Source organism: Psychrobacillus syltrankelensis, assembly GCF_055454035.1.
In genome coordinates this window covers 3,169,687-3,193,632 of the sequence record NZ_CM144227.1, presented here as the reverse complement: position 1 = coordinate 3,193,632, position 23,946 = coordinate 3,169,687, and the positions used below count along the sequence as shown (strand labels likewise).

Genomic DNA, 23,946 nt, shown 5'->3' with positions numbered 1-23,946 from the left:
GAACAAGGATTAGAGCAAGGAAGTCTCGCAGAAAAAGAGGAAATTGTACGTAAGCCTTGATGAAGGATCTGGATATCAGTTTCATAGTAGAACTAACTGGATTATCAGTCGAACGGGTCCTTGAAATAAAAGCGGAAAATAGCTTGTAGGGTAGTATCACTCTTGAAACAAATTAACCAATTAGAAAACGGGCCTATGAAAAAAAGGAGAGCGCTATGGCACTCTCATTTTAAATCAAACTTTTTACGACTTTTGACATAATCGACCCGTCTGCTTTTCCAACAAGTAATGGCTTTGCAATTTTCATGGCCTCCCCTATGTTCATACCTTTTGCAACTCCAGCCTCTGTTAACAACACTACTATTTCTTCTTCACTTAATTGCTTAGGTAAGAAACTTTTTAATAATACTAGTTTTGCTTCCTCTTTTTCTATTAAGTCTTCACGTTTCGCTTTTTGAGCACCTTCTAGCGCTTGATTCGTTTGCTTAATTTCACGATTCACTATAGCAGTTTCTTCTTATGGAGTAAGCGTTGAACCTTTTTCCTTTGCAGCATTATCAAGTGCTGATTTTACTAGCGTCAGTACTCCTTTAGCAAGCACGTCCTTCTCTTTCATCGCACGTTTTAGTTCTTCAAATACGATTGTTTTTAACATAGTATTGAATCTCCTTTCTTCTCTTTTTTTGATACCCGGTTTGTTGAATTAATGCGTTATATTCATTATACCTTAATACTGGTAACACTGAGTTAGTAACAAGTGTAATCTGACACCTGGAAAAATGAATAATTTAATCCATTTTTAAGAAAAACCCGCAAAAAGACGCCCGATCTTTTTAAAAATAGTAGCTTAGAAATACCGTCTGACTTCCGCTATGGCGGACGCTTTTCGCGTGCATGGCTTCAGTCTCCTAGGCCAACAAGATGTTGGTCATGAAGGCGTTACCTCAGTCCGCGGTATAGCGGTATTATTTAATTCTTTAAAGTACTATGAACACTGGTTTCGCAGGAGGAAAATCTATATACTTTCTTAATCTTTTAAAAAGGATAGCTCTATTTTGAGCTACCCTCCAATTTTTTAAGTTATTTTTCACAAGCCCAGCCATCATTGTCACGGTCCATTTTGGATTGGTACGCTGCATGACTTTTAGAAACTCCACTTGGATACACTTTTCTCAACTCAGTACAATTACTAAATACTATTTGTGCTGTAGGTGGTGTTGGTGTTGGTTTCTTAGTAACTGCACCTGTCCCACTGCCAGTCCACGGTTTTGCGGATACAGAATAAGTTACACCATTTGTAGAAACAGTAATATTTCCGGATTCAGCAGTGGAGTAAATTTTAGAGCCAACATTTTTAAGCCTACTAACTACAGCTGTGTGTGGATGTCCGTATGAATTACCTTTTGCGTAGCTTAATATAGTTACTTGTGGCTTCACTCTTTGAATAAAAGCATTGGAGCTACTCGTATCGGATCCATGGTGACCAGCTTTTAGTATAGTTGATTGCACATTAAATTTCTTGTACATTTGTTCTTCAATATTCGTTCCAGCATCACCAGTCAAGAGAAACGAAACTTGGCCGTATGTTACCTTTAAAACAATTGAAGCGTCATTGGTATCGCTCGCTTTTTCGTTTACGTTTAGTACAGTAATATCGATATTTTCATCGAGTGTAATCTTATCTCCAATTTTAGGAACTTTGTATTTTATATTTTTATCATTTACTAATGTTAATAATTCTGCGTACGTTTGAGTTGTATGTGCTTTTCCACTATTGATAAATGTTCCAACACTACATGTATGTAAGACATCCACTAACCCACCTATATGATCCGCATCTGGATGAGTAGCTACTACATAATTCAGTTTATGAACCCCTTTAGAAGATAAAAAGTTTACGACATGACTACCCTTTTTACCCCCATCAACTAACATTGTTTTACCGTTAGCTGTTTTGATTAATATGGAATCTCCTTGTCCAACATCCATAAAGTAGACTTCTAGCGGTTTTTTATTCACGATATTTAATAGAGCTAGTTTACTTTTCGAAGGTGTTTCATATTTAATAGAAGAACCTTTCTTGACGAATAGTCCTCCACCAAGTCCATATAGTCCACCATTCGTGCTTTTATAAGAGTAAACTCTATATTCATCGCCTTTTTTGACCGTACGAACACTTTTCATATTATTGTCTAGAAGATTGGTATTGCTTAATACTGTGACCTTACCTATTTGGCCATTCTTTAACTCCGTTTTTCCCCACATAATTTTTGCTGTCTCGGCATCAGCATTTATGGTATTAATTGAAATAAAGCTAAATGCAAAAATAAATACAAGGATCACTTTAAACCATTTATTCTTCACTTGTTACACTCCCAACTAATCTAAAGCACACTAAGATATATATTCAGAACTTAATTTCGTTCACATGCCCAACCGTCATTATCTCTGTCGTGTTTAGATGCATACGCTGGATGACCTTTTTTTACACCGTTAGCATAATATTTATTCATTTCAGTGCAGTTTTGAAAACTAGTAGGAGCTCCTTTAATAACTTCTAACCCATTACCTACGCTTGGTTGCGTTGGTTTCGGAGTTGGTTGTGGATTTTCACTTAATTGTTTCAATAATGCCAATTTTGCTTTGGATGGTGTTTCATATTTCACTTTAGCTACATTTTTTTGTACAAAGCTTCCTCCACCTACACCATATAGGCCATTGTATTGACTTTTGTAGCTATATACACGATATTCTTCGCCTTTTTTCATGGAACGAACTATTGTTAGCGAACCGTTGCTTTCTAACTTAACTAGCTGAGTATCTGCTAATATGGTTACTTTTCCAATTTGACCAATTTTCAGTTCTGTTTTACCCCACATAACTTTGGTAGCTGCATCAACAAAAGATGCATTTGTTACAGTAAAACCAAACACTAATACAATTAATAAAAATAATTTAATAAATTTCGTAAACATTGCATTTCCTCCAATTCTATACATTTCATTTTACGAACAGTAACCCAGTAATGCCATAGTCCAAAATATACCAAACACAAGATTACCCTTGTCCACTTCAAAACTAAGCTTTGCTAACTTAGTATCTTGACCCCTCAACAGGAAAAAATTCGAAATTGACAGTTGTGTTTCTATAAGTACAGACTTAGTATGCCCTTACAACTCGCATGTCTTTTGCCAGGCTCGATTTTCTTATTTACATAAAAAATGACTGTAGGCAAAATCGATGCCTACAGTCTGGAGTTACAGAAGATTAGAGGTGGATCTCTAAATACCATTCAATACTTCCAAAGATTCTAAAACATGTTCAAGGAAATCTGCGATGTCAGGGATATGTTCTTCATTTATCTTTTGATTAAATTTCACTTCAATTATGTCCAAGTAACTTGAATATTCTTGTGGATATTCAAAGCTAAGTGTTTGGGTCAATTGAATTTCATTTTCCCAAATAACTTTTAGTACTAGCTCAATCTCTTCACACTGGAGGGCTATATTTTGAACACGCTTATGAAAACGTAATAACAAGGAACAACCTAGATTTTGTACAGACTTCTCTAATATCTCTCCTGCTAAATCTTCTATAGAAGCCTGTAATACAATTTCCGCTATAACGTCTGGTTGATTGGGTAGCGTGAATTGAATGGCAAAATCCCTAGCAAGTATGGAAAAATCCATTCGATTAACTCGATTAGTTATCATTATTTTGCGTTCTATATTGTCTAAATCATACACATGGTTTTCAAATGCGACTTTTAAGTTTTCAAAAATGGTTGGATCATACATATAGATTCCTCCAAGTTACTTTTCCGTTGGTTCTATTTTATTTACCACAGCACTTCTTATATTTCTTCCCGCTTCCACATGGGCATGGATCGTTTCGACCAATTTTGCCACCGTCAATTACGTTTAATGAGGCGTGATTTATAGGTATTAAGTGACGCTTTTCCATTAGTGACAGTTCTTCCGGCGTGTGCCCTCTGTTCTCCCAAATACGTGTCGTATTAGCAATCAATGTAATAACCTGTATGTATTCATTCAGTTGCTTCATATCGATAAATTCAAAACGTTGTAAAAATGCATGTACTACTTCTTGGAAATTAATTTGCACAACCTGCAATTGACCAATCAATTCATCCATTTCTTCCTTTATCATCCGCTTGCTACCTCCGAAAAAATCTTTCGCAAGCATATTAGCAAGTTTTTCTTGATGGATCGTCTTTTCATAATAAAATTCATCTGTATACCGTAATAGTTCCTTTTTTTCAGGCACATAAAATGGCTTACCAACTACGCTTTGTATAAATTCGGAATTTTCTCCTAAGTCTTCAATCGTCTCATGAATTAATGCATCTTTATATATAAAAACATATTCTTTTCCAAGCTGTTTTTCCTAAAGAGGATTTGTTAGAAGAGCTCGTAATTCACTACTAGACACGGGCGGCGTATTTTGGGCATTATAAATCTCTAGAAACTTCGGATACTCAACTACCCCATACAAATTCGCACATGCAACTGCATATTGGATTATTAAATCTTTATTGGGTAGTGCTTCTAAATCAATCCAATCTATACTTCGATATTTATCAGATAAAACGATATAACTTTCATGATCGATGTATTGCCACTCTGTTTTTTTGTACTTAACATGTTTTAAATGTTCATTTATCTCTTCCATGTCCATCGGCAAATATAATTCTTTCTCGGCCCATGCATACGTAGTTAAATAACTTGGATGTGTTGGATCTTGTAATATTCTTAGAAATTCTTCATATCCAGGTGGGCCTCCTACATCTTCTGGCGGCGCTGTTCCTTCCCCTTCTAATAGGGTAGGAAAACCAAAATAATAATCCTCTACAGTTTCTTCAAGTTTTACGGAAATGCGCCAGTCATCACCAAAGTCATAGTTATAGATGAATTGAATATGTTTCTCTAGAAATGCATCAATTTTAATACGTGTTGGCTGCTTGACCGTTCTACCAACATACTTCTTTCCTTTATATTCTTCTAAAATTGCTTCATTGTTTGTAATAAAATTATCTTCTATTCCACACTAAAATAATGGTAAGGATTCACTTCACTTTGAAAATTCGTCACGTATTGAATCGTTTCATGAAGACGGTTAAATGTGGCCCCTGCTGGTAAAATAACACGTCTCCAAACAAGTGGAGTAATGTCTTCAAACGTTAGTTTTAGTATATATGCTTTCATATAATCTCCCCCGTCTTTTTTATTTATCATACTCTATTAAATGATTTTCATCGAGTATCATACTATTTATAGCATCTGTATCTCTTGTTAGTTGGAGTCCCCATGCCTTTTATGTCTTTGCATTTCTCAACAAGAAAAATGCAAAGTCCTTTAAGTGCATCTTGTCTTCACTAATACCTGAGTGCTTAGGACGAAACATTCGCTACACTATTACCGTTTTGAATTGTGTAGCTGGAAGTGACTGAGTCACTTCCAGCTACACTTTTTTCGGTAATCTTGTGGTGAATGTTTGTCCGTCGCCCTCTTGGAGTTTGTAAAGACATGATGCGTTTGGTTTGGGTAATTAAAGAAAAAATACTTCCCTACTCGTTTAAAAGCTTCCGAAGATACAATTTCGGAAGCTCTTCACTTCTTTACCTTTTGATACTACCTATTTTTCTCTGGTTTCCGCTTGTCATATGGTTCAGCAAATGAAAGTACCAAACTATGCGACGTGTCTTTATTATTTGCATGGTGCAAAATCTTCATTTCGCTACGTTCCAATTAACTAGTATATATAGGATAATTGCTTAATTAAATATATACATTTAATCCTTTTATCAACTTTTTAAAAAGTAATAGCATTTCTTACTTAAGTAATACTCACTTAATGGATTGAAGTGAAAGGTGGCGACTCCAGTGGGATGAGTGAGACAGATTAGCCATCACAAACGAACGCGTAGCGGACGGTGATGGCTCATCGCTCACCCCGCGGAACGCGTCCACCTGAAACGGAAATCCATCTGTTCATGGCATAAAAAATCAATATATTCCCTTATTCTGTGTAAAATAAAAATGCAGACCCAATATGGAATCTGCACTTAGATGAAACAATTTCATAAATAACTATTCTATTAATATGCCAAACATTTTTATAAACATAATTTTTATTGAATTTTTGTTTATTGGAGTGAAAGGCGGCGACTCCAGCGGGAAAAGCGAGAAAGTCGAGACCCCGCAGGAGCGAAGCGACGAGGAGGCTCGGCCTCGCCCGTGGAAAGCGTCCGCCTGTAACGGAAATCAACGGTGTCACCTTCAAAGTAAAAGTAAACAATTAGTAAGAAATCATTAAAAATATTCGCGTTTATACGTGAGCAGTTGAATTATAAAATTGATTCAGATATATAAGTTTTATTTCCCTCCAGAAAAGGATATGCCTTTTATAAAGTATCGACTGAAAAATGCATATAAAATCAAAATTGGTAAAGTGAACACCATTGATGCCGCCATAATATAGTTCCAGTAACTAATGTATTGACCTTTAAATGTATTGAGGCCAATCGGCAATGTAAAAAGTTCTGGGCTTGATAGAATAATCAAAGGTCTCATAAAGTCATTCCATGACCCCATAAAAACAAAAATAGCTTGTGCTGCTAAAGCTGGTTTTGCAAGTGGGAGGACAACTCGAAAGAAAGTTCCTATTTTACTTAGTCCATCTAATTCAGCTGCTTCCTCCAGTTCTTTAGGGAAGTTCACAAAGAATTGTCGCATCATAAATATGAAGGTGGCATTGATCATCGTTGGTATAATCATTCCTTGGTAAGAGTTTAACCAACCAAGAGATTTTAATATTAAATAGTTTGGAATCATCGTTACTTGCATTGGTATCATCAAGACTGCAAGGATAACGACAAAGATTGTCCGTTTACCCGGAAAGTGAAGCCGTGCCAGCGCATAACCTGCCATTGAATTAAAGAATATATTTAGTAAAGTAACCATAGTCGCTATAAACACGCTATTAAAGAGCCATCGTGGAAATAATCCTTGCTCAACAAAAATTACTTTATAATTATTAAAAGTAAAATGCTTTGGTATAAAGCTAATCGCGCCACTTACAATTTCATCTAAATTTTTAAAAGACGAAGAGAGTGCCCATAAAAATGGAATGACTGTTATGACAGCATAGACTATTAAAATTCCATATAGAAATGCTTTGCCAAACGATAATTTCTTCTTCACGTTTTCGCCTCCCTAGTAAAGAGATTCTTCTTTAGAGAATTTCCGCTGTATTAAAGACGCAATAAGGATAATAATTGCTAGAGAAAAAGCAAGAGCTGCGGCATATCCCATCGTTCCCATATTTTTAAACGCATATTGGTAGATTAATAGCACAACCGTTAATGTAGAGTTATTGGGACCACCAGAACCAGCGGAGAAAATATAGGATTGGTCAAATAATTGGAACGTCCCAACTATCCCCATAATAACTACAAAAGAAGTCACAGGTCGCAAATGAGGAACAGTTACATAGAGAAATTTATGAATAGCATTTGCTCCATCGAGTTCAGCTGCCTCATAAAGTGATTCTGGTATATCTTGTAGGGCTGCCAAATAAATTACCATATAAAAAGGTGCCGTAGACCAAATATTCATAGCCATAATTGCATATAACGCAATAGAAGGATCATTTATCCAGTTGTATGTTGGAAGATTGATAAACTCCAACACTTTATTAATTAGTCCGTTTTGGTTATACATCCACATAAAGATTAACGTTAGCACCGCGGAGGATGTCAAGGTTGGTAAAAAATAAATAATCCTAAAAAACTTTTCACCTTTCATACCTGCATTTAAAGTTGCTGCTAATATGATTGCTAAGAATGTTTGACAAGGTACTACAATCAGAACGTATTTAGCAGTATTCCATACGGCGATTTTTGCCCGAAGATCATCAAATATATTCATATAGTTCTTTAATGCAACAAATTCGAAACTTGTCGTCCCTAATAATTGCACTTTGTGGAAGGAAAGAAAAATTGCATAAAAAATAGGTCCTACAAGAAAGAGTAATAAAACGAATAATGCAGGCAGTAAAAACACATAGCCTTGCAAAGATTCCCTAACTGTTCTTTTTAAAAACCTGCTTTTCACCTTGATCAACTCCTTATTGCAATGGTTACAAAGATTGTTGTTAGAACACGTTCTATTAATGAAGAAATGCCTGCATCAACAGAAGGTGTTCTAACAAGCGCTAGAACTAGAAAATACAATACTAAGGAGAAGGGGAATCACCCTTCTCCCATTTATTTTTATTGTTTATCAATCTCTTTATTAGCTGTATCTTGTGCTTCTTTCAGTGCATCAGCAAGTTTTGCTTGCCCTAAATAAACACTAACAAATTGGTTATTAAAGTTGTTAAAGATGATTGGTAAGTTAGTGCCATTTGACCAAACTGTCGCATACGGAGCCCCAGCAACAAGCGCACCGCGTAACTCATCCTTATCATAACCAAGCTTTTCTGCTACAGATTTACGAGAAGGTAATTCGAAACCTTTACTAGTCCAAGTCTCCATGCCTTCTTTCCCTGTAAGGTAAGACATCAATTCCCACGCAGCTTCTTTCTTTTCTGATGCAGCATTCATCACATATGCAACAGTAAATGCCATTGTACCTTTTTTACCTTTAATAGTTGGTACTTCTGCCATTCCATAGTCAATATCAGGGAAAGTGCTATCTAAATATGGAATAGCCCAGTTACCCTCAATTACCATTGCAGCTTTACCTTGCCCAAACATTTCTCCTGTCCAACCAGTTCCAACATCAGAAGGTTGAGCAGCTGTTTTTTCTACTAAATGTTGATCAACATATGGTTGTAAAGCATCAAGCACTTTTTGATCTGCGAAATTAGCTTTATTATCAACTACTACTTTTCCACCGTACGATTCTGCTATAAAATACGCACGTGCTAACTCTGGATTTTGTCCGAACCCATAAACATTTGATCCATCCGTTAATTTCTTAGAAACTTCCCTTAACTCATCCCATGTAGTTGGTACTGTTACCCCAGCATCTGCAAACATTTTTTTGTTATAGAATAGTGCAAGTGTTGAATACCCTTTTGGAAAACCGTAGTAAGTTCCATCTTTTTGAAATGCTTCAATTAGTGGTTTCTCAAAGTCGTTTAAATCAAAATCGTCTTTTACATATTTATTTAATGGTTCAATAACACCTGTTTCAATCAAAGCAGGAGCTTCCACCGCATCAAGATAAAACACGTCTGGGCCTTCTCCCCCGATTAAACGGGTTTTTACAACATCCATATATTGATCAGCAATGACCTCATGCTTCACTTTAATATTCGGATGTTTGTCTTCAAAATCCTTTAATACTTGGCTTAATAATTCAGCTTCTTCTGGTGAAGAACCCCAGCCAGCAAGCGTTACTTCCACTGGCTTACCACCATCAACTTTTATTACTTTGTCTCCGGTGTCTTCAGAACATCCTGAAAGTATGCCTCCAACTAATAAAGCTGAAACTCCAAGTGTGGCTACCCATTTCTTTTTAAACATTTTCTTTCCCCTTTCCTATTAAAATCCTCTTTAAAAGAGTGGTAAAACCAAATTGAATTTAATGTAAAACAACTTCATATCCAGTTGTATTTTTCAAAATTTCTACATGGATATGTTCTTCATTACGATTGACTCTGACCGAAAGAATACCATTTCCGATTGAAATGTTTTCCACTTTCAAAAGGTCCATATTTTCTAAAAGATGTGGTGACAAGTGAATTTCCTTTTGTAGGCTATTCGGAAACAACCCTAATAGTGATTGAATAAATACAAGTGGTGTTCCAGCAGCCCAAGCTTGAGGAGAACAAGCAACTGGATATTTTACTGGTCTCCCCCTCTCCTTGCCGTATCCACAAAATAATTCTGGTAGTCTATCATACTCAAAGGATTCAGCAGCTTTTACTAGTCCATTAATGACAATATTGACATCGTTTTTATACCCAAGCTTACTCATTCCAAGCAGAACCATACTATTATCATGAGGCCAAATGCTGCCGTCATGATAGCTCATTGGATTGTATCCGGATTCACCCTCCCCCATTGTGCGAATGCCGAAACCAGAAAACATTTTATCAGACACTAGCGTTTCCACAACCGCTTTCGCTCTGTCTTTTCTTAACATGCTAGAGAAAAGAACATGCCCTGGATTAGAAGTAATTGTTCCAACTTGCTCTTTTTCTTTATCAAGAGCAATTGCATAAAACTGCATGTCATCCATCCAAAAAGCTTGCTCAAATCTTTCTCTCAACCGTTCGGCTTCAGTGCGTAGTTTTAAAGCTGTATCATCATTACCAAACTTATCGAATATACTCGCTAACCCCATTTTTGCATGGTACACATATCCTTGGACTTCACTTAATGCAATAGGAGCTTCAGCGTAGTCTCCATTTCGATGCACAATCGAATCGCTTGAATCCTTCCAGCCTTGATTTGCGATGCCTTTGCTTGCCTCTTGATAATATTCAACGAAACCGTCTCCATCGCGGTCGCCGTATTGATCTATCCAGTTTAACGCTGCATCAATGTTCTCTTTCAATTGTTTTACAACTTCAATGTCCCCTGTCCACTTCACATATTCCGTAAGCAACACTAGGAATAAAGGAGTAGCATCCACTGTGCCAAAGTAAGGTGAAAATGGAATTTGTCCTGTCTCCGCAAGTTCACCAAAACGTATTTCATGCATAATCTTACCAGGCTGTTCATCCCGGAATGGGTCCACTTTTTTTCCTTGCTTTGCAGCCAATGTTAGTAAAGTTCCTTTAGCAACTTCTGGGTAAAATGGAAGCATTTGCAACGCTGCAATCAAACTATCTCTGCCGAATGGCACTCCAAACCATGGAAGGCCTGCTACTGGAAACTGACCATATCCCAAGTCCGTTAACAGTACTCGTAAATCCCCAATACCCCGATCAATAAGACGTTGCAACGGTAGATAATCGGTTTCTACATTCGTGATCTTGTTATTCCACTGACTATAAGAATTTTCAAGTAGCCTTACTGCCTGGTTTGGATCCATAATTTCTTGATGACTGGCTTCTCCAATTTGCGGCTGAATCATGAGTGTGAATGATTCTTCCTCTTCGTGATCCAAGTGGAACTCAAATGTAATATCTCCTTGATCAGATACATTTTTAGTATCCTTATCCCAAGATACTCTTGTTGATCGTTTGACCTCATCCGCACCAATATAATGGTAGGACAAAGAATGATTTTCTACCGTTTGTCCCGTTCTATGCCCTATAGTCCCCGTTTGAAATCCTCTGACGATGAACATGTCAGAAAAATCAACATCCATATGCACGCTAATAGTGAAAGAAATCGGCTTTGGAAAATAATTTTTTACTTTAATAGATTCATATAATACATCCTCATAAATAAATCTTGTCCGTTCAATTTCTACTGATTCACGCCATAATATTAATCCCTCATCGTTTTCCATATGCGGGTTGGTGAGCAAAATCTTTGCCATATAGTTTTCTGCTGCATCGGAAGTTAAAAGTATAGGCTCTTCTCCATTTATTTTTAAATCAAGTTTACTTAAAAAGCGGGTATCTTTTGTATACAGCCCTAAGCCATAATAATGATTCTCAGGGATATTTCCTTTTACATCTGTTAGGAAAAAGAGATCATTTTCCTTAATTACTCGGTAATCCATGATGTCCTCCTAAAGTGTTAATATTTTTCCGAAACGTTTTGGTTTTTACGCACAGAAGATCGTCTTCTGTTATTCATTGAATTTTAGAGGCTTCGTAGATTCGCGAATCATTAGCTCGGTTCCTAATGAAACAACATGCGATTCTGCTTCATTTTCGAAAATAGATAACAATAATCTTGCCGCTTCATACCCCATTTGAAAGGTGTTTTGTGCAATGGATGTTAATGAAGGAGTTACATAAGACGCAAGGAGAATATCGTCAAACCCGATAATTGACAACTCATTTGGTACATCAATACCAAGTTTACGGGCAGCCTGTATTACTCCTAATGCCATTAGGTCACTTGCACAAAAAATAGCAGTTATTTCTGGATGTTCTTCTAATAGTTTCGAAGCTACTAACTCAGATGTCTCTTCGCTAAATTCACCGTTACCAATCCATTTTTGGTTGATTTGAATATTTGCTTCTTTAAGAGCCTCTTTGTATCCTGTCAACCTCTGTTGGCTGACAAATGCAAAGTCGTGTCCATTAATAAATCCAATTTTCTTATGTCCTATATGAATTAAATGTTTTACAGCTTCCTTAGCTCCTAAAATATTGTCCGTTGTCACATAGCCAACGGTCGAGGAAGTTAGCGGAATGTCAATTAGCACGCATGGAATGTCACTTTCTACTACTTCTTTCAGATATGGATCATCTGTACGAATACCTTGAATAATCACACCATCGACTCGTCGTTCTCTACAAAGTTGGGTGTAAGTCTTTTCTCTTTGCTTAGTTGATGTTGTACTAAGTAAAACTATGTCATATCCGCATTCTCCCACAAACTTATTAATCCCAGCTAACATATCGAACGTAATATTATCTTTTGCACTAGATTGATTTAAACCAGAAACTAGTAGACCGAATGTCTTTGACTTATTCATCACTAAGCTTCTGGCAAGTGTATTAGGACTATAATTAAGTTCCTTAGCAATTCTTAATATCTTTTCCCTTGTTTTTTCACTTACATCAGAGTAGCCGTTCAATCCTCTTGATACAGTCGTGATTGAAACTCCTGCCGCCCTTGCTATATCTTTAATAGTTGTCAATGGATTAAATTCCTTCCGAAACGTTTTGGATTTATATCTTAATTAGAGTCTATAATAATTTTAAATTGATTACAATACTCCTAATATACTTTATTTTCAGTTTATTTTATGTAGAGATTATGATGATTAGAAATTAAAAGTGAAAAAATATACAAGAAAAACCAGGCAAGAAGACACCCGGTCCTTTTTAAGAAGTGAAACTTAGAAATGGTGATTTCCGCTATGGCGGACGCTTTTCGCGGGCATGGCTTCAGTCTCCTAGGCCAACAGGATGTTGGTCATGAAGGCGTTGCCTCAGGGAAGAGGCGCCTTTAGCCTTCCTTCCCTCTCTTGCGTTCCTGCGGGGCCTTCCGCTCACGCTATTCCCGCAGAAGTCGCCGCCTGCGCTCCAATAAACTAGTATGTGTATGGGACGATTTATAATAAGCTTAGTAAGATAGATGACATTTAAATCCTATGAACATTAGATAGGGAACTACATACTATCCGGATGCACAAAATTTCACCAAAACTTTAAAAAGCAATAGTATCCCTTATTCACCAACGATTACAGGATGGCATTAATCACTACGTTTACTTAAACTATTTCTATCCTCTTAGCAATAGCTGGGCTAAATCTTCTTGTTAAGTACTACTCACTTAATGGATTGTAGGGAAAGGGGGTGATGGCTCACCCGCGGAAAGCGTCCACTTAAAATGGAAATATTTGTCATCGTTTAATTCTTTCAAGTACGATGAACACTGGCGCAGGACCAAAATCCATATACTTTCTGCTTATCTTTCAAAAAAAGACTTTTCGAAGTGATTGCAGAACTGCAACACTTAAAAAAGTCTGTAAAGTGATTTATTTTTTTTCCAATATTGCAAAGTAATTTCCTTCATTGTCTGCAAAGTTAAAAACTCTACCTGAAGGCATCGTTACAAGTTCCCCTACTGTAATTTGTTTTTCCGAAAAATCTTTATATAATTGATCTAGATTATCAGAGAAAAACAATATTGAAGGTGTGCTTAGGTTTAATTCCGGTTGCATTTTTGCTATTAGTTCTTTATTGTGTAAAACGATACTTGTTTCTGCATCACTCGTTGGTGCAATTTCAATCCATCGCATTCCTTGCCCATTATCTTCATCCGAGATAACGCTAAACCCCGCTTTTTCTGTCCAAAATTTTACTGTCTCTTCCTGATTGTTTACATATAGCATAACTTGACCGACTTTATTAATCATTCTCCTGTCTCCCTACTATTAGTTTATTTTACCACTCGTAACATTATCTTCATTATAGGCATTTAACTATCTAGTGTCAAAAGATAAAGGAACTAACGTTCTGCTAATCATTTATTACTTTTTAAAAAATGGTGTTGGCTTATTCTGATTCATGTACAATTAAATTATAAGGTTATATTCAATTAAAGAGTAATAAATTTAAAGAGGGTATACTAATGGATAAAGAAACTGCCAAAAATATTAGAGAGAGTTTAAAGGCTGATTGTTCTAATTGCTTTGGACTCTGCTGTACAGCGCTCAATATAGTAGCATCAAGTGATTTTGCAATAAATAAAAAGGCTGGGACTCCCTGCCCTAATTTAAATGATGATTTTCGTTGTAAAATTCATCAGAATTTGAGAGAAAAAGGATTTAAAGGTTGTACTGTGTTTGATTGCTTAGGAGCTGGTCAAAAAGTTTCTCAAAACATTTTCAATGGACAAAATTGGAAAGAATATCCTGAAATTGCTGAGGAAATGTTTAGTGTATTTCCTGTAATGGAACAATTATATGAAATGATTGCATTTATTTCTGAAGCATTAACTTATGAGCTTTCATTTTCTTTACACGAAAAGTTAAATAAACAATTGGAAAAACTACAAAATCTGACTGATATGGATGCTGATAGTTTGCTAACTCTTGATTTAGTGATGTGTAGATTTCCTATAAACGAGTTACTTCTTGAAACAAGTGAATATATTCGAAAGGAGCTTAGCTCGAAAGTTTTTGCTATTAAGAAAGGAAAAAAATGTAGTAGTGCTGACTGGATTGGTAAAAATTATAGTGGTAAAGATTTAAGAACAACCGATTTAAGAGGAGCTTATTTAATTGCTACTGACTTACGAAATACAGATCTAAGAGGTGTAGATTTCATTGGTGCTGATTTGCGTGATGCAAATTTAAGTGGGGCAAATCTTTCTACCAGTTTGTTTTTAACTCAAATGCAAATTAATTCAGCAAAAGGTAACGAGAAAACTATATTACCTTCCCACTTACAAAGACCATATCATTGGATTTAACTGACTTTATTCATTTTTTATATACTTGTCAGGATAATTCAAATTGCAAATGTCAAAGAATTATATTGCGGGGATACTACACTTACAAGTAGTATCTTCCTTTTTTTCAAGTTAGTTTTTACCTAGCACGCCAATACAAATCTCCACACTTTTCTTCAAATCTATATGAGACCAACTTGGAATTTTGCCGTGTTGAATAGCTAGTTCATGGGATGCGGGGATATGGATAAAACCTGCTTTTATGTCGAGATTGTTTGTTTTTGCATTATGCAATGCTTCGTACATAACGTTGTTGCATAGATATGTTCCAGCTGAGTTCGAGATTGCTGCTGGGAATCCTTCTTTTATTAGTTGATTTACCATTTGTCGAATCGGCAAAGTGGAAAAGTATCCTGGTTCGCCTTGTTGATGAATTGATTCATCGATAGGTGAGTTTCCTTGATTATCCGCTGCTCCATCTTTTACATTGATGGCAATTCGTTCCGGTGTGATTTTATATCTTCCCCCAGCTAATCCTAGTGAGATGACAGCGTCTGGTTTGATTTCTTCCATATGCGTAAGTAACTGTGCTCCAGATGATGCAAAGTCAACCTTTAGCACTCTACCAAACGCCTGGTAACCTCCAATTTCCTGTCCATTTAGTTCCTCTACAATTCGCATAGTTGGATTAACTGTGAATGCCAAAAATGGTTCAAATCCTGTTAATAGTAGTTTTTTCATATAAATTACCCCTTATTCTTTTCAGAATGTTATATTTCATGAGTTAATAATTCCAGTTCTTTAAGCTATCCTATTCCTTTTAAAATCACTTACTATTCTATCAATTTAATTACAAACAATACAAGTATGAGGTAATTATGTAAAGTACAAAAGCAGACTCACTATCTAAGCTGAGTCTGCTTTCATAAGGTCGTATTTTTGTTTATACGGACTTAATTTTTTATCTGGTCATATTTTTATTGATTCCGGCAAAGTCAGCGTATCTTTTATTCTTCTTCATTTACAATAACTTGCCTTCCTTTTAACTTCAATAATAACGGAACCAATAACCATGCTACAGCTGCAAGGATGAAAACTAAAGACAATGGCTTAGTTACGAAAATACTAAAGTCTCCGTTTGAAATCGTTAATGCACGGCGCATATTGTTTTCAATCATTGGTCCTAATACTAATGCAAGGACGAGAGGTGCAACTGGGTAATCATTCTTCGATAGTAAATAACCTAATAACCCGCATCCTAGCAGAAGATATAAGTCGAATGTTGTGTATTGTACTGCATATACTCCGAAAAATGATATTGCAACAATCATTGGGATTAAATATTTCTTTGGTGTCTGAATGATTTTTGCAAATACGCGAACTAATGGCATGTTTAATATGAGTAGCATTAAGTTCCCTATAAACATACTAGCGATAAGACCCCATGCGACTTCAGGATGCTCATCAAAAAGTAGTGGACCTGGCTGAATATTGTACATAATCAATGCCCCCATCAATATGGCAGTTGTACCAGACCCAGGAATCCCCAAAGTTAGAAGCGGAATCATAGCTCCTCCAGAAGCCGCATTATTCGCTGACTCTGGACCAGCTACACCAGCGATATGCCCTTTTCCAAACAGTTCTGGATTTTTACTAAATTTTTTCTCGGCCATGTAGGAGAAGAATGATGCAAGTGTTGCACCTGCTCCTGGCAGTACCCCGATAAAGAATCCAAGTAAGGATCCGCGCGCAATTGGGACGGCACTATCTTTCATATCTTGCTTCGTTGGCATAATTCGATGAATCTTCGCTATCGCTCCGGATTCTTCATCACGCTCTAAAATTGTTTTTATAACTTCTCCTAGCGCAAACAAGCCAACTGCAATCGTTAGGAACTCAAGACCCGAATATAAAATAGGCTGATCATATGTAAAACGTGCAATTCCAGAAACAGCATCGATACCTATAGTTCCAAGCATCAGTCCGAAAACGGTCATAATCAATGCTTTAGTCATCGATTTTCCCGCTAGTCCACTAACTGCTGCTAACCCTAATAACATCAATGAAAAATATTCTGCTGGACCAAATTTTATAGCGACATTTGAGAGAGGTTCCGCTAAAAGTACAAGTCCAATTAATGAAACAATTCCTGCACAAAACGAGCCAATTGCTGCAATAGCCAAAGCCGCTCCCGCTCGTCCTTGCCTTGCCATTTGATAGCCATCTAAAGTTGTTACTACAGAAGATGATTCTCCTGGGGTATTTAACAAAATAGAAGTAGTCGAGCCTCCGTACATCGCCCCATAGTATACTCCTGCTAATAAAATTATCGAACTTGCTGCAGCTGCGCTTGTTGGCATCCCTGAAGTAATCGTTGCAGTTACAGGAATTAGGAGGGCGACACCACTCATTGGGCCAATGCCCGGCAAAACTCCAACCGCTGTTCCAATGACAACACCTACAAATGCAAACAATAAATTATGCCACTGAAAAGCAACTTTGAACCCATCCGCAAGAAAATGTAATGTATCCATTGCTTAACTCCTCCTTTCTCAAAACAGTGGGAATTCTGGTAATGATCCACCTAGAAGCTCCGAAAACAAAAAATAAATACCTACTGAAAATATCGCCGCAATAACTATAGAAGAGACCGTCTTTCCTCGTTCCATCGTTTGGAAAGCGATTAGTAAAAATAGAAAGGTGGATAATACATATCCAATCTTTTCTAAGAAAAAGGCGTATAGTATAGCACTGCCAAAAATGATAAAGAACTTTTTATACTGCAATTTCTCTTTCTCAGATTCCTCCCCTTTATATTTAAAAGTCTCATATAAAAGGCGAATACTTAGTGCGATTAAAATGATTCCAAGGCTCATTGGAAATATTTTTGGACCAACGGATGACCCATATGCACTATCTGAAATTCTTTGACTCTCAACAAAAAATAAAATACCTACTATTAAAAAGGCGATACCCGCAAATCGATCAAACTTTTTATTCATACTACATGCCTCCTATTAGAAAAGGCGGCAACTATGGCCGCCTACATAATGTTATTTCTGCATGCCAAGTGCTGTTAATAATTCCACAATTACTTTATTTTGTTCTTCTAAATAAGTAGTAAAGTCTGATGAATTACGATATTCACTCGCCCAACCGTTTTTCTCAAGTTCTGCTTTCCACTCATCTGTTTCTACCATTTTTTCAAGCTTTTCAGACCAATATTTTTTAGCACCTTCTGACATTTCCTTTGGTCCAAAAAGACCTCTCCAAATTGTAAACTCTGCGTCAATTCCTGCCTCTTTATATGTTGGCACATCTGCTAGTTCTCCTTTTAGACGTTCCGAAGAGCTTACTGCCAGTACTCGTACATCCCCAGATTTTACATAAGTAGAAATTGTAGAAGCATCTGTCGCAATTACGTCAGCATTTCCACCAAGTAGAGCAGCAACGGCTTCTCCTCCGCCATCATACGAAACATACTTAACCGTTTTTGGGTCTACTCCAGCTTTAAATGCAGGTAATACTCCTACTAAATGGTCCATTGATCCTGGTGCTGATCCTCCTGCAAGTGTTACTGTCTTTGGGTCCTTCTTCAGTGCATCTAATACATCTTGTAGTGTCTTAAAAGCTGAATCATTTTTAACAACAATTGCTCCGTAATCGCGAGTTAATTGTGCCAGTGGTGTTGTATCTTTGTAACCATAAGGACTGTTTCCTTCTGCTTTATTGTTATTAATAAGAATTGGTGGAGATTTAACCATTAAAACATAATCATTTTTTGCTTCCTTCGTTGCAAACTCTGCCATGTAAACTGCTCCGCCGCCACCTGGCTTATTTTCTACCGTGATTGGTTTTTCAATTAATTTTGTATCATTCATCGTTTTAGAGATGGCACGTGCTGTTAAATCCCATCCCCCACCAGCACCTGATGGAGCAACTAGTGTAATATTTTTCTTCGGATAATCGGATGCTGAATTTCCACCTTCATCAGATGAACAAGCTGCTAATCCAATTGCTAGCGTCGCAACTAGAGCAACAGACGATAACTTTTTCCAATTTCTCATTTTAAATCCCCCTTACCCCTTTTATGATAGCGTTTTCATGCGCCTGTATATAATTTATCAAAACATTAAGTAAACTCAATGCTTTTGGTTATAAGTTGGATAAAGGGAATAAAGTTTATTTTGTTCATAATGTTCATGAAGACTGGATGAAATATCTCCGTTCCGGTCTACCTACTGTACCGTATGACAACTCTGCATATACAAGCTTTTCGGAAACTAGGTATTCTAAATAACGTCTGGCAGTCGATCGACTTATACCAACTTTTAAGCCAAGTGATTCTGCTGTAATACCCTCCCCCATTGTTTGTATATGGTTTACTACTTTTTCCTTTGTAATTGGATCAATTCCTTTCGGTGGAATCGACTCAGTCTGCAAAGCCGTACTCACTTTATTATTCCAGAGTGACTGTATAACCTCTTCCTGTACATTTCCTTCTCGTGTGAGAATTTCTCTTTTAGTTTGATATGCAAGTAAGCTATCTTTAAACTTTTCAAATGTTAATGGCTTTAATATATAGTCCGCAACTCCGCTACGAAATGCTTTTTTTACAATATCAGCCTCCGCTGCCGCCGTAATGAAAATAATATCTGTATCTGGACTATGCTCCTGAATAACAGACAGTAAGTCCGTGCCTAAAGTACCTGGTAGATATACGTCCAATAAGACAAGGTCGGGCTTACATGTAATAATCCAATCCTCTGCTTCCTCCCCCGTAAATGCCGAGCCAATAACCTTAAACCCTTCTAGTTTCTCAATAAATCGTCTGTGAATATCTGAAATTCTTTTATCATCTTCCACAACTAATACTTCAATTTGCTTTGTCATGTAGATACCCCCCTTTAGGAATTGAAACGATAAACAATGCTCCGCCTAGATCCCCTCTTTCTAGAGCGATAGAGCCACCTAGATCGTCCACATTTTCTTTTACCTTTACTAATCCAAATCCACGATGTTCACCACTTTTCGTGGAAACTCTCTCCTGCCAAACTATATCTAGTATTTCCTCTGATATTCCTTTACCGGAGTCCTCGATTTCAATTAGAATTTCCTCCGCATTCTCGAGAATAAGAACACGTACCACACGTTCTTCTTCCGGAAAGCATTCTACTGCCTCGAATCCATTAGTCACTAGATTCCCAATAATAGAAACAAAAAAATGCTTTTGCAAATGTTTTGGCAACTTCTCTATGTAACTGTCTTCATCTAAGATAAATCGTACTTTTAATTCCTTTGCTCGGTTTAAAAAACCAATGACAATACCCCCAAGGAATGGATCCTGCAAACGTTTTGTCATAAATTGAATTAGTGACTGGTGCTCAGCAGTTTCATCATGAATTAAACTTAGTGCCTCATCATATGAATTTAACTGTATTAGACCCGAAATTGTATATAAAAAATTATTATATTCATGTGTTTGAGAACGCAAAGATTCCGTGTACAGTTTTACTTGTGATAATTCTTCTACTAATCGGTCAATATCTGATTGAAGACGAAAACTAGATACTGCACCTACAATTTCATCTCCTACTCGAATGGGAATACGATTGACAATTGCTTTTTTCCCGCGAATCTCCATAGGTCGATCTAACTGTCCCTCTCCTGATTTCATTACTTTAGGAAGATTCGTATTCGGAATAACCTCCCAAATGTTTCTACCAATTAGTTTTGTATCTACAGGTAATGATAATATTTCATGTGCTGCTAAATTCACCATAGTAATTACGCCATTTGCATCTACCATAATTATTCCTTCTCGGACGGATTCAATCAATGCATTACGTTCCGTAAATAAACTTGCAATTTCCGTTGGTTCTAGATTAAATAATTCTTTCTTTATACTGCGTGATATCATACTGGAACCAACGATTCCTATTAATATAGCAATTATTACGATATAAGCGATATTATCCACATACTGCAAAAAGATGTTCACCATATTATCCTTTAAAAATCCGACAGAGATTATTCCGATGATTTCACCATTTCCATCCTTTACGGGAGCTTTTCCTCTAATCGCAGTACCAAGTGTCCCAGTCGCTTCTGATATATATGATTTACCGTAGATAAGCGCTTGTTCATTATCATCCCCAACCATTTTTTTACCGATTCTTTCTACTATTGGATGCGTGTAGCGGATCCCTTCTTTATTTCCAATAACTACGTACTCTGCACCTGTGCTCTCTCGAATACTTGTTGCAATTGGTTGTAAAATTACCGTTGGATCCTGCGCATGAAATCCAGCTATAATATCCGGTCTTTCTGCCGTGGTAATTGCTATACTTAGTGCCCTTTCCCCAATTTGCCGTTCAATAGCATGAGAAATAATAAAATAAAAAGATATACCAATTACAATTGCTACTAGTGAAACAAAAACCGCTCCAAATCTAAATATACGTGCTTGTAATGTCTTCTTTTTCATATTACCCCCACAAAACTTTTGATATAAAAATTACAATTGTTACCGTAATACAGCTAACAATCGTTGAAAATAAAACAATTTGTGCTGCTAAATTTGGCTCTACATCATATTCCAGTGCAAGTGTTGAGCTATTGCGGGAAGTTGGGAATGCGCTAGCGATAAATAAGGATTGCGCTACTATCCCCTCAATGTCCATTAGTAGTATTAAACTTAGTGCAAGTGCTGGACTTAAGAGTAATCTTCCAACCGTGCTTGTTAGAATGACCTTATTAAATATCGTTTTAATATCGAGTTGAGCTAACTGGGCACCTAAAGTAATCAGCGCAATTGAAATAAACGCATTTGCCAAGTAATCGATAGGTATACGTAAAAAAATTGGAATACCAAAATTCCAGAAATTCATTACTGCTCCGAGTATTAAAGCATGAACAATTGGCATTCGAAGTAAGCTACGCAAAATATCCAATCCGGACTTTGTGGAAGAAATTAGATTATATAACCCATATGTATACGTTATTATATTCTGGAAAATCACGACAATTATTTGAATGGAGATACCAAGAGGATTGGCAGAGAACAGCATCTGACTAACAGGAATCCCGTAATTACCTGAGTTAATCAGCACAATACTATTCTTATAGATAGCAGATTGATTTCTATTTAACTTAAGTAATTTACTAACAATTGAACTCAATATCATCAAACAAATACTGAAAACTATTAAGTAAAATACAATCTCACCTAATATATCTCCATTCACCTTCGTTTCATAAATATTAATAAAAACTGCTGCAGGCATTAAACAATATGTGATTAAATTCGACAACGCCTTCAAATTAAATTGAAACTTTAACTGAAGAGCTGCCCCTATCCCAAGCATAATCAGAATGGGGGCAACTACCTGAAAAAACACCATACCTAAATAAACCACCCGAGTTGCTCCTTTCCAACATATCCAAACATATTATCGCACTGTTTGTAATTTTCTGCTATAATCAAAAAAATTTATTACAGGTGCCAGGCACCTGTAATATTTTGTCCATAAACTGGCAATGAGGTAAACGTTTTTGCTATTTAAATATAAACGAGCTCCTAACAATTATGCTAGGAGCTCAAATCATTCACTAATAGACACGTAACCAGTTTCTTCAACTAACCTTTGACCTTGTGGTGACAAAATCCATTTAATCAGGTTCTCCACATTCGGATTTTCTGTTCCTGCTGTCACGATGCAGAGCTCTGATACAAGTGGATACGAACCAGATTGAATTGTTTCTTTTGTTGGTGCCACTCCATCTATTTCTAATAGTTTTATTTGGTTGTTATTCTCCATTTTTGTAGAATAGTATCGAAATGAATAGCCAATAGCATTTTTAAAGTTTTTGTAGGTATTATATTTTTTGTACTTTTTATACTGAGATACCTCATTAGTAATGCCACTCATTCCAGTAACAAAATCCTTCGATGGTCGTTCCATAATCGGCATATCTTCCATTAATTTCTCTAATGCGGACTTGCTTCCACTATCCAGAGGTCGATGGTAGGCACGAATCGGATTGTTACCCCCTTCGACTTCTTGCCAGTTGGTTAGCTTGCCTGAATAGATATCTTTTATTTGCCCCATTGTCAATCCATTAATGTCATTGTTCTGATTGACAAAAAAGACAAATGCTTCTCGACCAATCGGGGTTATTTTCAGATCAACCCCCCATTGCTTTGCAAAAGAAAGTTGCGATTTGGATGGCGCTGTTACAAAAATCATCTCAGCATTTCCAAAGATCAAATTGTTATATGCATCTGGCGTTGTATTAACCATCACTTCACTGTTAGACGGATCATAGTCCTTTTGTGGGTATGTTGCCTGAACAAATGCAGAGTATAAAGGATATAGCGCTGTTGCTCCGTCCATTCTTGGCAAATCCTTCTTCAGATGAAAATTGGAATTACCTTCTAACCGGGCGACCTCACTTGAATCTGTAAATGGCTGGTACTCGTAAATATTTTCTGCAGCATTTATCGAAGGGTTCCAGTTATTATATACATCCTGTATCTGTGAAATTGAACTAACTAAAATAGCTATTCCTGCAAGACAGGTGTATACAATCTTGCGCTTTTTTGACTTAAAAAAATGAAAAAGGTTTAATACATAAAGCACATATAAAACAACTACTGTTGTAAGAATTAGGGCTACATAATTGGTTTTTACAGTTAACGGCACCATATATAGAAACACAATAGTAAAGAAATAAATTCCAAAAAGAACGAAAATGGCATATAAAACTGGTGCAATTAGCGACTCTTTTTCCAACAAAATCTCCCCTTATCCGTATATTCTACAAATAAGTCGAAAATCCCTGTATATTAAGAAGAGCTCCTAACTTTCCGTTAGTAGCCCTTCTA

General features: G+C 36.5%; 21 protein-coding genes and 2 pseudogenes. 1 reads left to right on the top strand and 22 read right to left on the bottom strand.

Annotated elements, in window-relative coordinates; genetic code table 11:
* Positions 1-229: 229 nt before the first annotated feature.
* The 14 genes and pseudogenes from ACTSKG_RS15650 to ACTSKG_RS15585 form a co-directional block, all read right to left on the bottom strand.
* Positions 230-655, bottom strand: a pseudogene (locus ACTSKG_RS15650) (GatB/YqeY domain-containing protein).
* A 425-nt stretch (positions 656-1,080) separates the two neighbouring features.
* Entirely contained in the window at positions 1,081-2,364 is a 1,284-nt protein-coding gene (locus ACTSKG_RS15645; RefSeq protein WP_464755474.1) for an MBL fold metallo-hydrolase, read from the bottom strand.
* Positions 2,365-2,414: 50 nt separating this feature from the next.
* Positions 2,415-2,975 carry an excalibur calcium-binding domain-containing protein gene (locus ACTSKG_RS15640; RefSeq protein WP_464755473.1) on the bottom strand — a complete coding sequence of 187 codons (561 nt, stop codon included), beginning with the start codon at positions 2,973-2,975 and terminating at the stop codon, positions 2,415-2,417.
* Between the two features lie 306 nt (positions 2,976-3,281).
* A complete protein-coding gene (locus ACTSKG_RS15635) occupies positions 3,282-3,797 on the bottom strand; it encodes a hypothetical protein (protein WP_464755472.1) in 516 nt (171 codons plus the stop codon).
* Between the two features lie 37 nt (positions 3,798-3,834).
* Positions 3,835-4,284 (bottom strand): YecA family protein, encoded by a 450-nt coding sequence (locus ACTSKG_RS15630; RefSeq protein ID WP_464755471.1) that lies wholly within the window; start codon positions 4,282-4,284, stop codon positions 3,835-3,837.
* Between the two features lie 120 nt (positions 4,285-4,404).
* Positions 4,405-4,701 carry a hypothetical protein gene (locus ACTSKG_RS15625; RefSeq protein WP_464755470.1) on the bottom strand — a complete coding sequence of 99 codons (297 nt, stop codon included), beginning with the start codon at positions 4,699-4,701 and terminating at the stop codon, positions 4,405-4,407.
* Positions 4,702-4,743: 42 nt separating this feature from the next.
* Positions 4,744-5,025 (bottom strand): annotated as a pseudogene (locus ACTSKG_RS15620) (plasmid pRiA4b ORF-3 family protein); the annotation flags it as partial.
* Between the two features lie 29 nt (positions 5,026-5,054).
* Entirely contained in the window at positions 5,055-5,222 is a 168-nt protein-coding gene (locus tag ACTSKG_RS15615; protein ID WP_464755469.1) for an IS1096 element passenger TnpR family protein, read from the bottom strand.
* Between the two features lie 1,170 nt (positions 5,223-6,392).
* Complete coding sequence (locus ACTSKG_RS15610; RefSeq protein ID WP_464755468.1) at positions 6,393-7,220, bottom strand: carbohydrate ABC transporter permease; 828 nt, start codon at positions 7,218-7,220, stop codon at positions 6,393-6,395.
* Positions 7,221-7,232: 12 nt separating this feature from the next.
* A complete protein-coding gene (locus ACTSKG_RS15605; RefSeq protein WP_387584908.1) occupies positions 7,233-8,093 on the bottom strand; it encodes a carbohydrate ABC transporter permease in 861 nt (286 codons plus the stop codon).
* A gap of 197 nt (positions 8,094-8,290) precedes the next feature.
* The gene (locus ACTSKG_RS15600; protein ID WP_464755467.1) at positions 8,291-9,550 is read right to left on the bottom strand and encodes an ABC transporter substrate-binding protein; all 1,260 of its coding nucleotides are present in this window, start codon (positions 9,548-9,550) and stop codon (positions 8,291-8,293) included.
* 58 nt (positions 9,551-9,608) lie between these two features.
* On the bottom strand, positions 9,609-11,705 hold the full coding sequence (locus tag ACTSKG_RS15595) for an amylo-alpha-1,6-glucosidase (protein WP_464755466.1): 2,097 nt from the start codon (positions 11,703-11,705) through the stop codon (positions 9,609-9,611).
* Between the two features lie 69 nt (positions 11,706-11,774).
* Positions 11,775-12,797, bottom strand: a complete 1,023-nt coding sequence (locus tag ACTSKG_RS15590) for a LacI family DNA-binding transcriptional regulator (RefSeq protein WP_464755465.1) — start codon at positions 12,795-12,797, stop codon at positions 11,775-11,777.
* Between the two features lie 844 nt (positions 12,798-13,641).
* Entirely contained in the window at positions 13,642-14,022 is a 381-nt protein-coding gene (locus tag ACTSKG_RS15585; protein WP_464755464.1) for a VOC family protein, read from the bottom strand.
* 215 nt (positions 14,023-14,237) lie between these two features.
* Between ACTSKG_RS15585 and ACTSKG_RS15580 the strand changes: the two genes are divergently transcribed.
* Entirely contained in the window at positions 14,238-15,080 is an 843-nt protein-coding gene (locus tag ACTSKG_RS15580) for a pentapeptide repeat-containing protein (RefSeq protein ID WP_464755463.1), read from the top strand.
* 111 nt (positions 15,081-15,191) lie between these two features.
* Here the strand turns inward: ACTSKG_RS15580 and ACTSKG_RS15575 are convergent, their stop codons facing one another.
* From ACTSKG_RS15575 to ACTSKG_RS15540, 8 genes are all read right to left on the bottom strand, one after another.
* Positions 15,192-15,800 (bottom strand): pyroglutamyl-peptidase I, encoded by a 609-nt coding sequence (locus ACTSKG_RS15575; RefSeq protein ID WP_464755462.1) that lies wholly within the window; start codon positions 15,798-15,800, stop codon positions 15,192-15,194.
* A 266-nt stretch (positions 15,801-16,066) separates the two neighbouring features.
* Positions 16,067-17,593, bottom strand: coding sequence for a tripartite tricarboxylate transporter permease (locus tag ACTSKG_RS15570; RefSeq protein ID WP_464755461.1), 1,527 nt, complete (start codon positions 17,591-17,593; stop codon positions 16,067-16,069).
* 18 nt (positions 17,594-17,611) lie between these two features.
* Entirely contained in the window at positions 17,612-18,061 is a 450-nt protein-coding gene (locus tag ACTSKG_RS15565) for a tripartite tricarboxylate transporter TctB family protein (RefSeq protein WP_464755460.1), read from the bottom strand.
* Between the two features lie 51 nt (positions 18,062-18,112).
* Positions 18,113-19,126: a Bug family tripartite tricarboxylate transporter substrate binding protein gene (locus ACTSKG_RS15560; RefSeq protein WP_464755459.1), complete on the bottom strand. Its 1,014-nt coding sequence runs from the start codon at positions 19,124-19,126 to the stop codon at positions 18,113-18,115.
* A gap of 133 nt (positions 19,127-19,259) precedes the next feature.
* Positions 19,260-19,952, bottom strand: a complete 693-nt coding sequence (locus tag ACTSKG_RS15555) for a response regulator (protein ID WP_464755458.1) — start codon at positions 19,950-19,952, stop codon at positions 19,260-19,262.
* On the bottom strand, positions 19,936-21,546 hold the full coding sequence (locus ACTSKG_RS15550; protein WP_464755457.1) for an ATP-binding protein: 1,611 nt from the start codon (positions 21,544-21,546) through the stop codon (positions 19,936-19,938). The genes ACTSKG_RS15555 and ACTSKG_RS15550 overlap by 17 nt, the downstream gene beginning before the upstream one ends.
* Position 21,547: 1 nt before the next feature.
* Positions 21,548-22,477: an AEC family transporter gene (locus tag ACTSKG_RS15545; RefSeq protein WP_464755456.1), complete on the bottom strand. Its 930-nt coding sequence runs from the start codon at positions 22,475-22,477 to the stop codon at positions 21,548-21,550.
* Between the two features lie 186 nt (positions 22,478-22,663).
* On the bottom strand, positions 22,664-23,854 hold the full coding sequence (locus ACTSKG_RS15540; protein ID WP_464755455.1) for a PstS family phosphate ABC transporter substrate-binding protein: 1,191 nt from the start codon (positions 23,852-23,854) through the stop codon (positions 22,664-22,666).
* Positions 23,855-23,946: the final 92 nt, after the last annotated feature.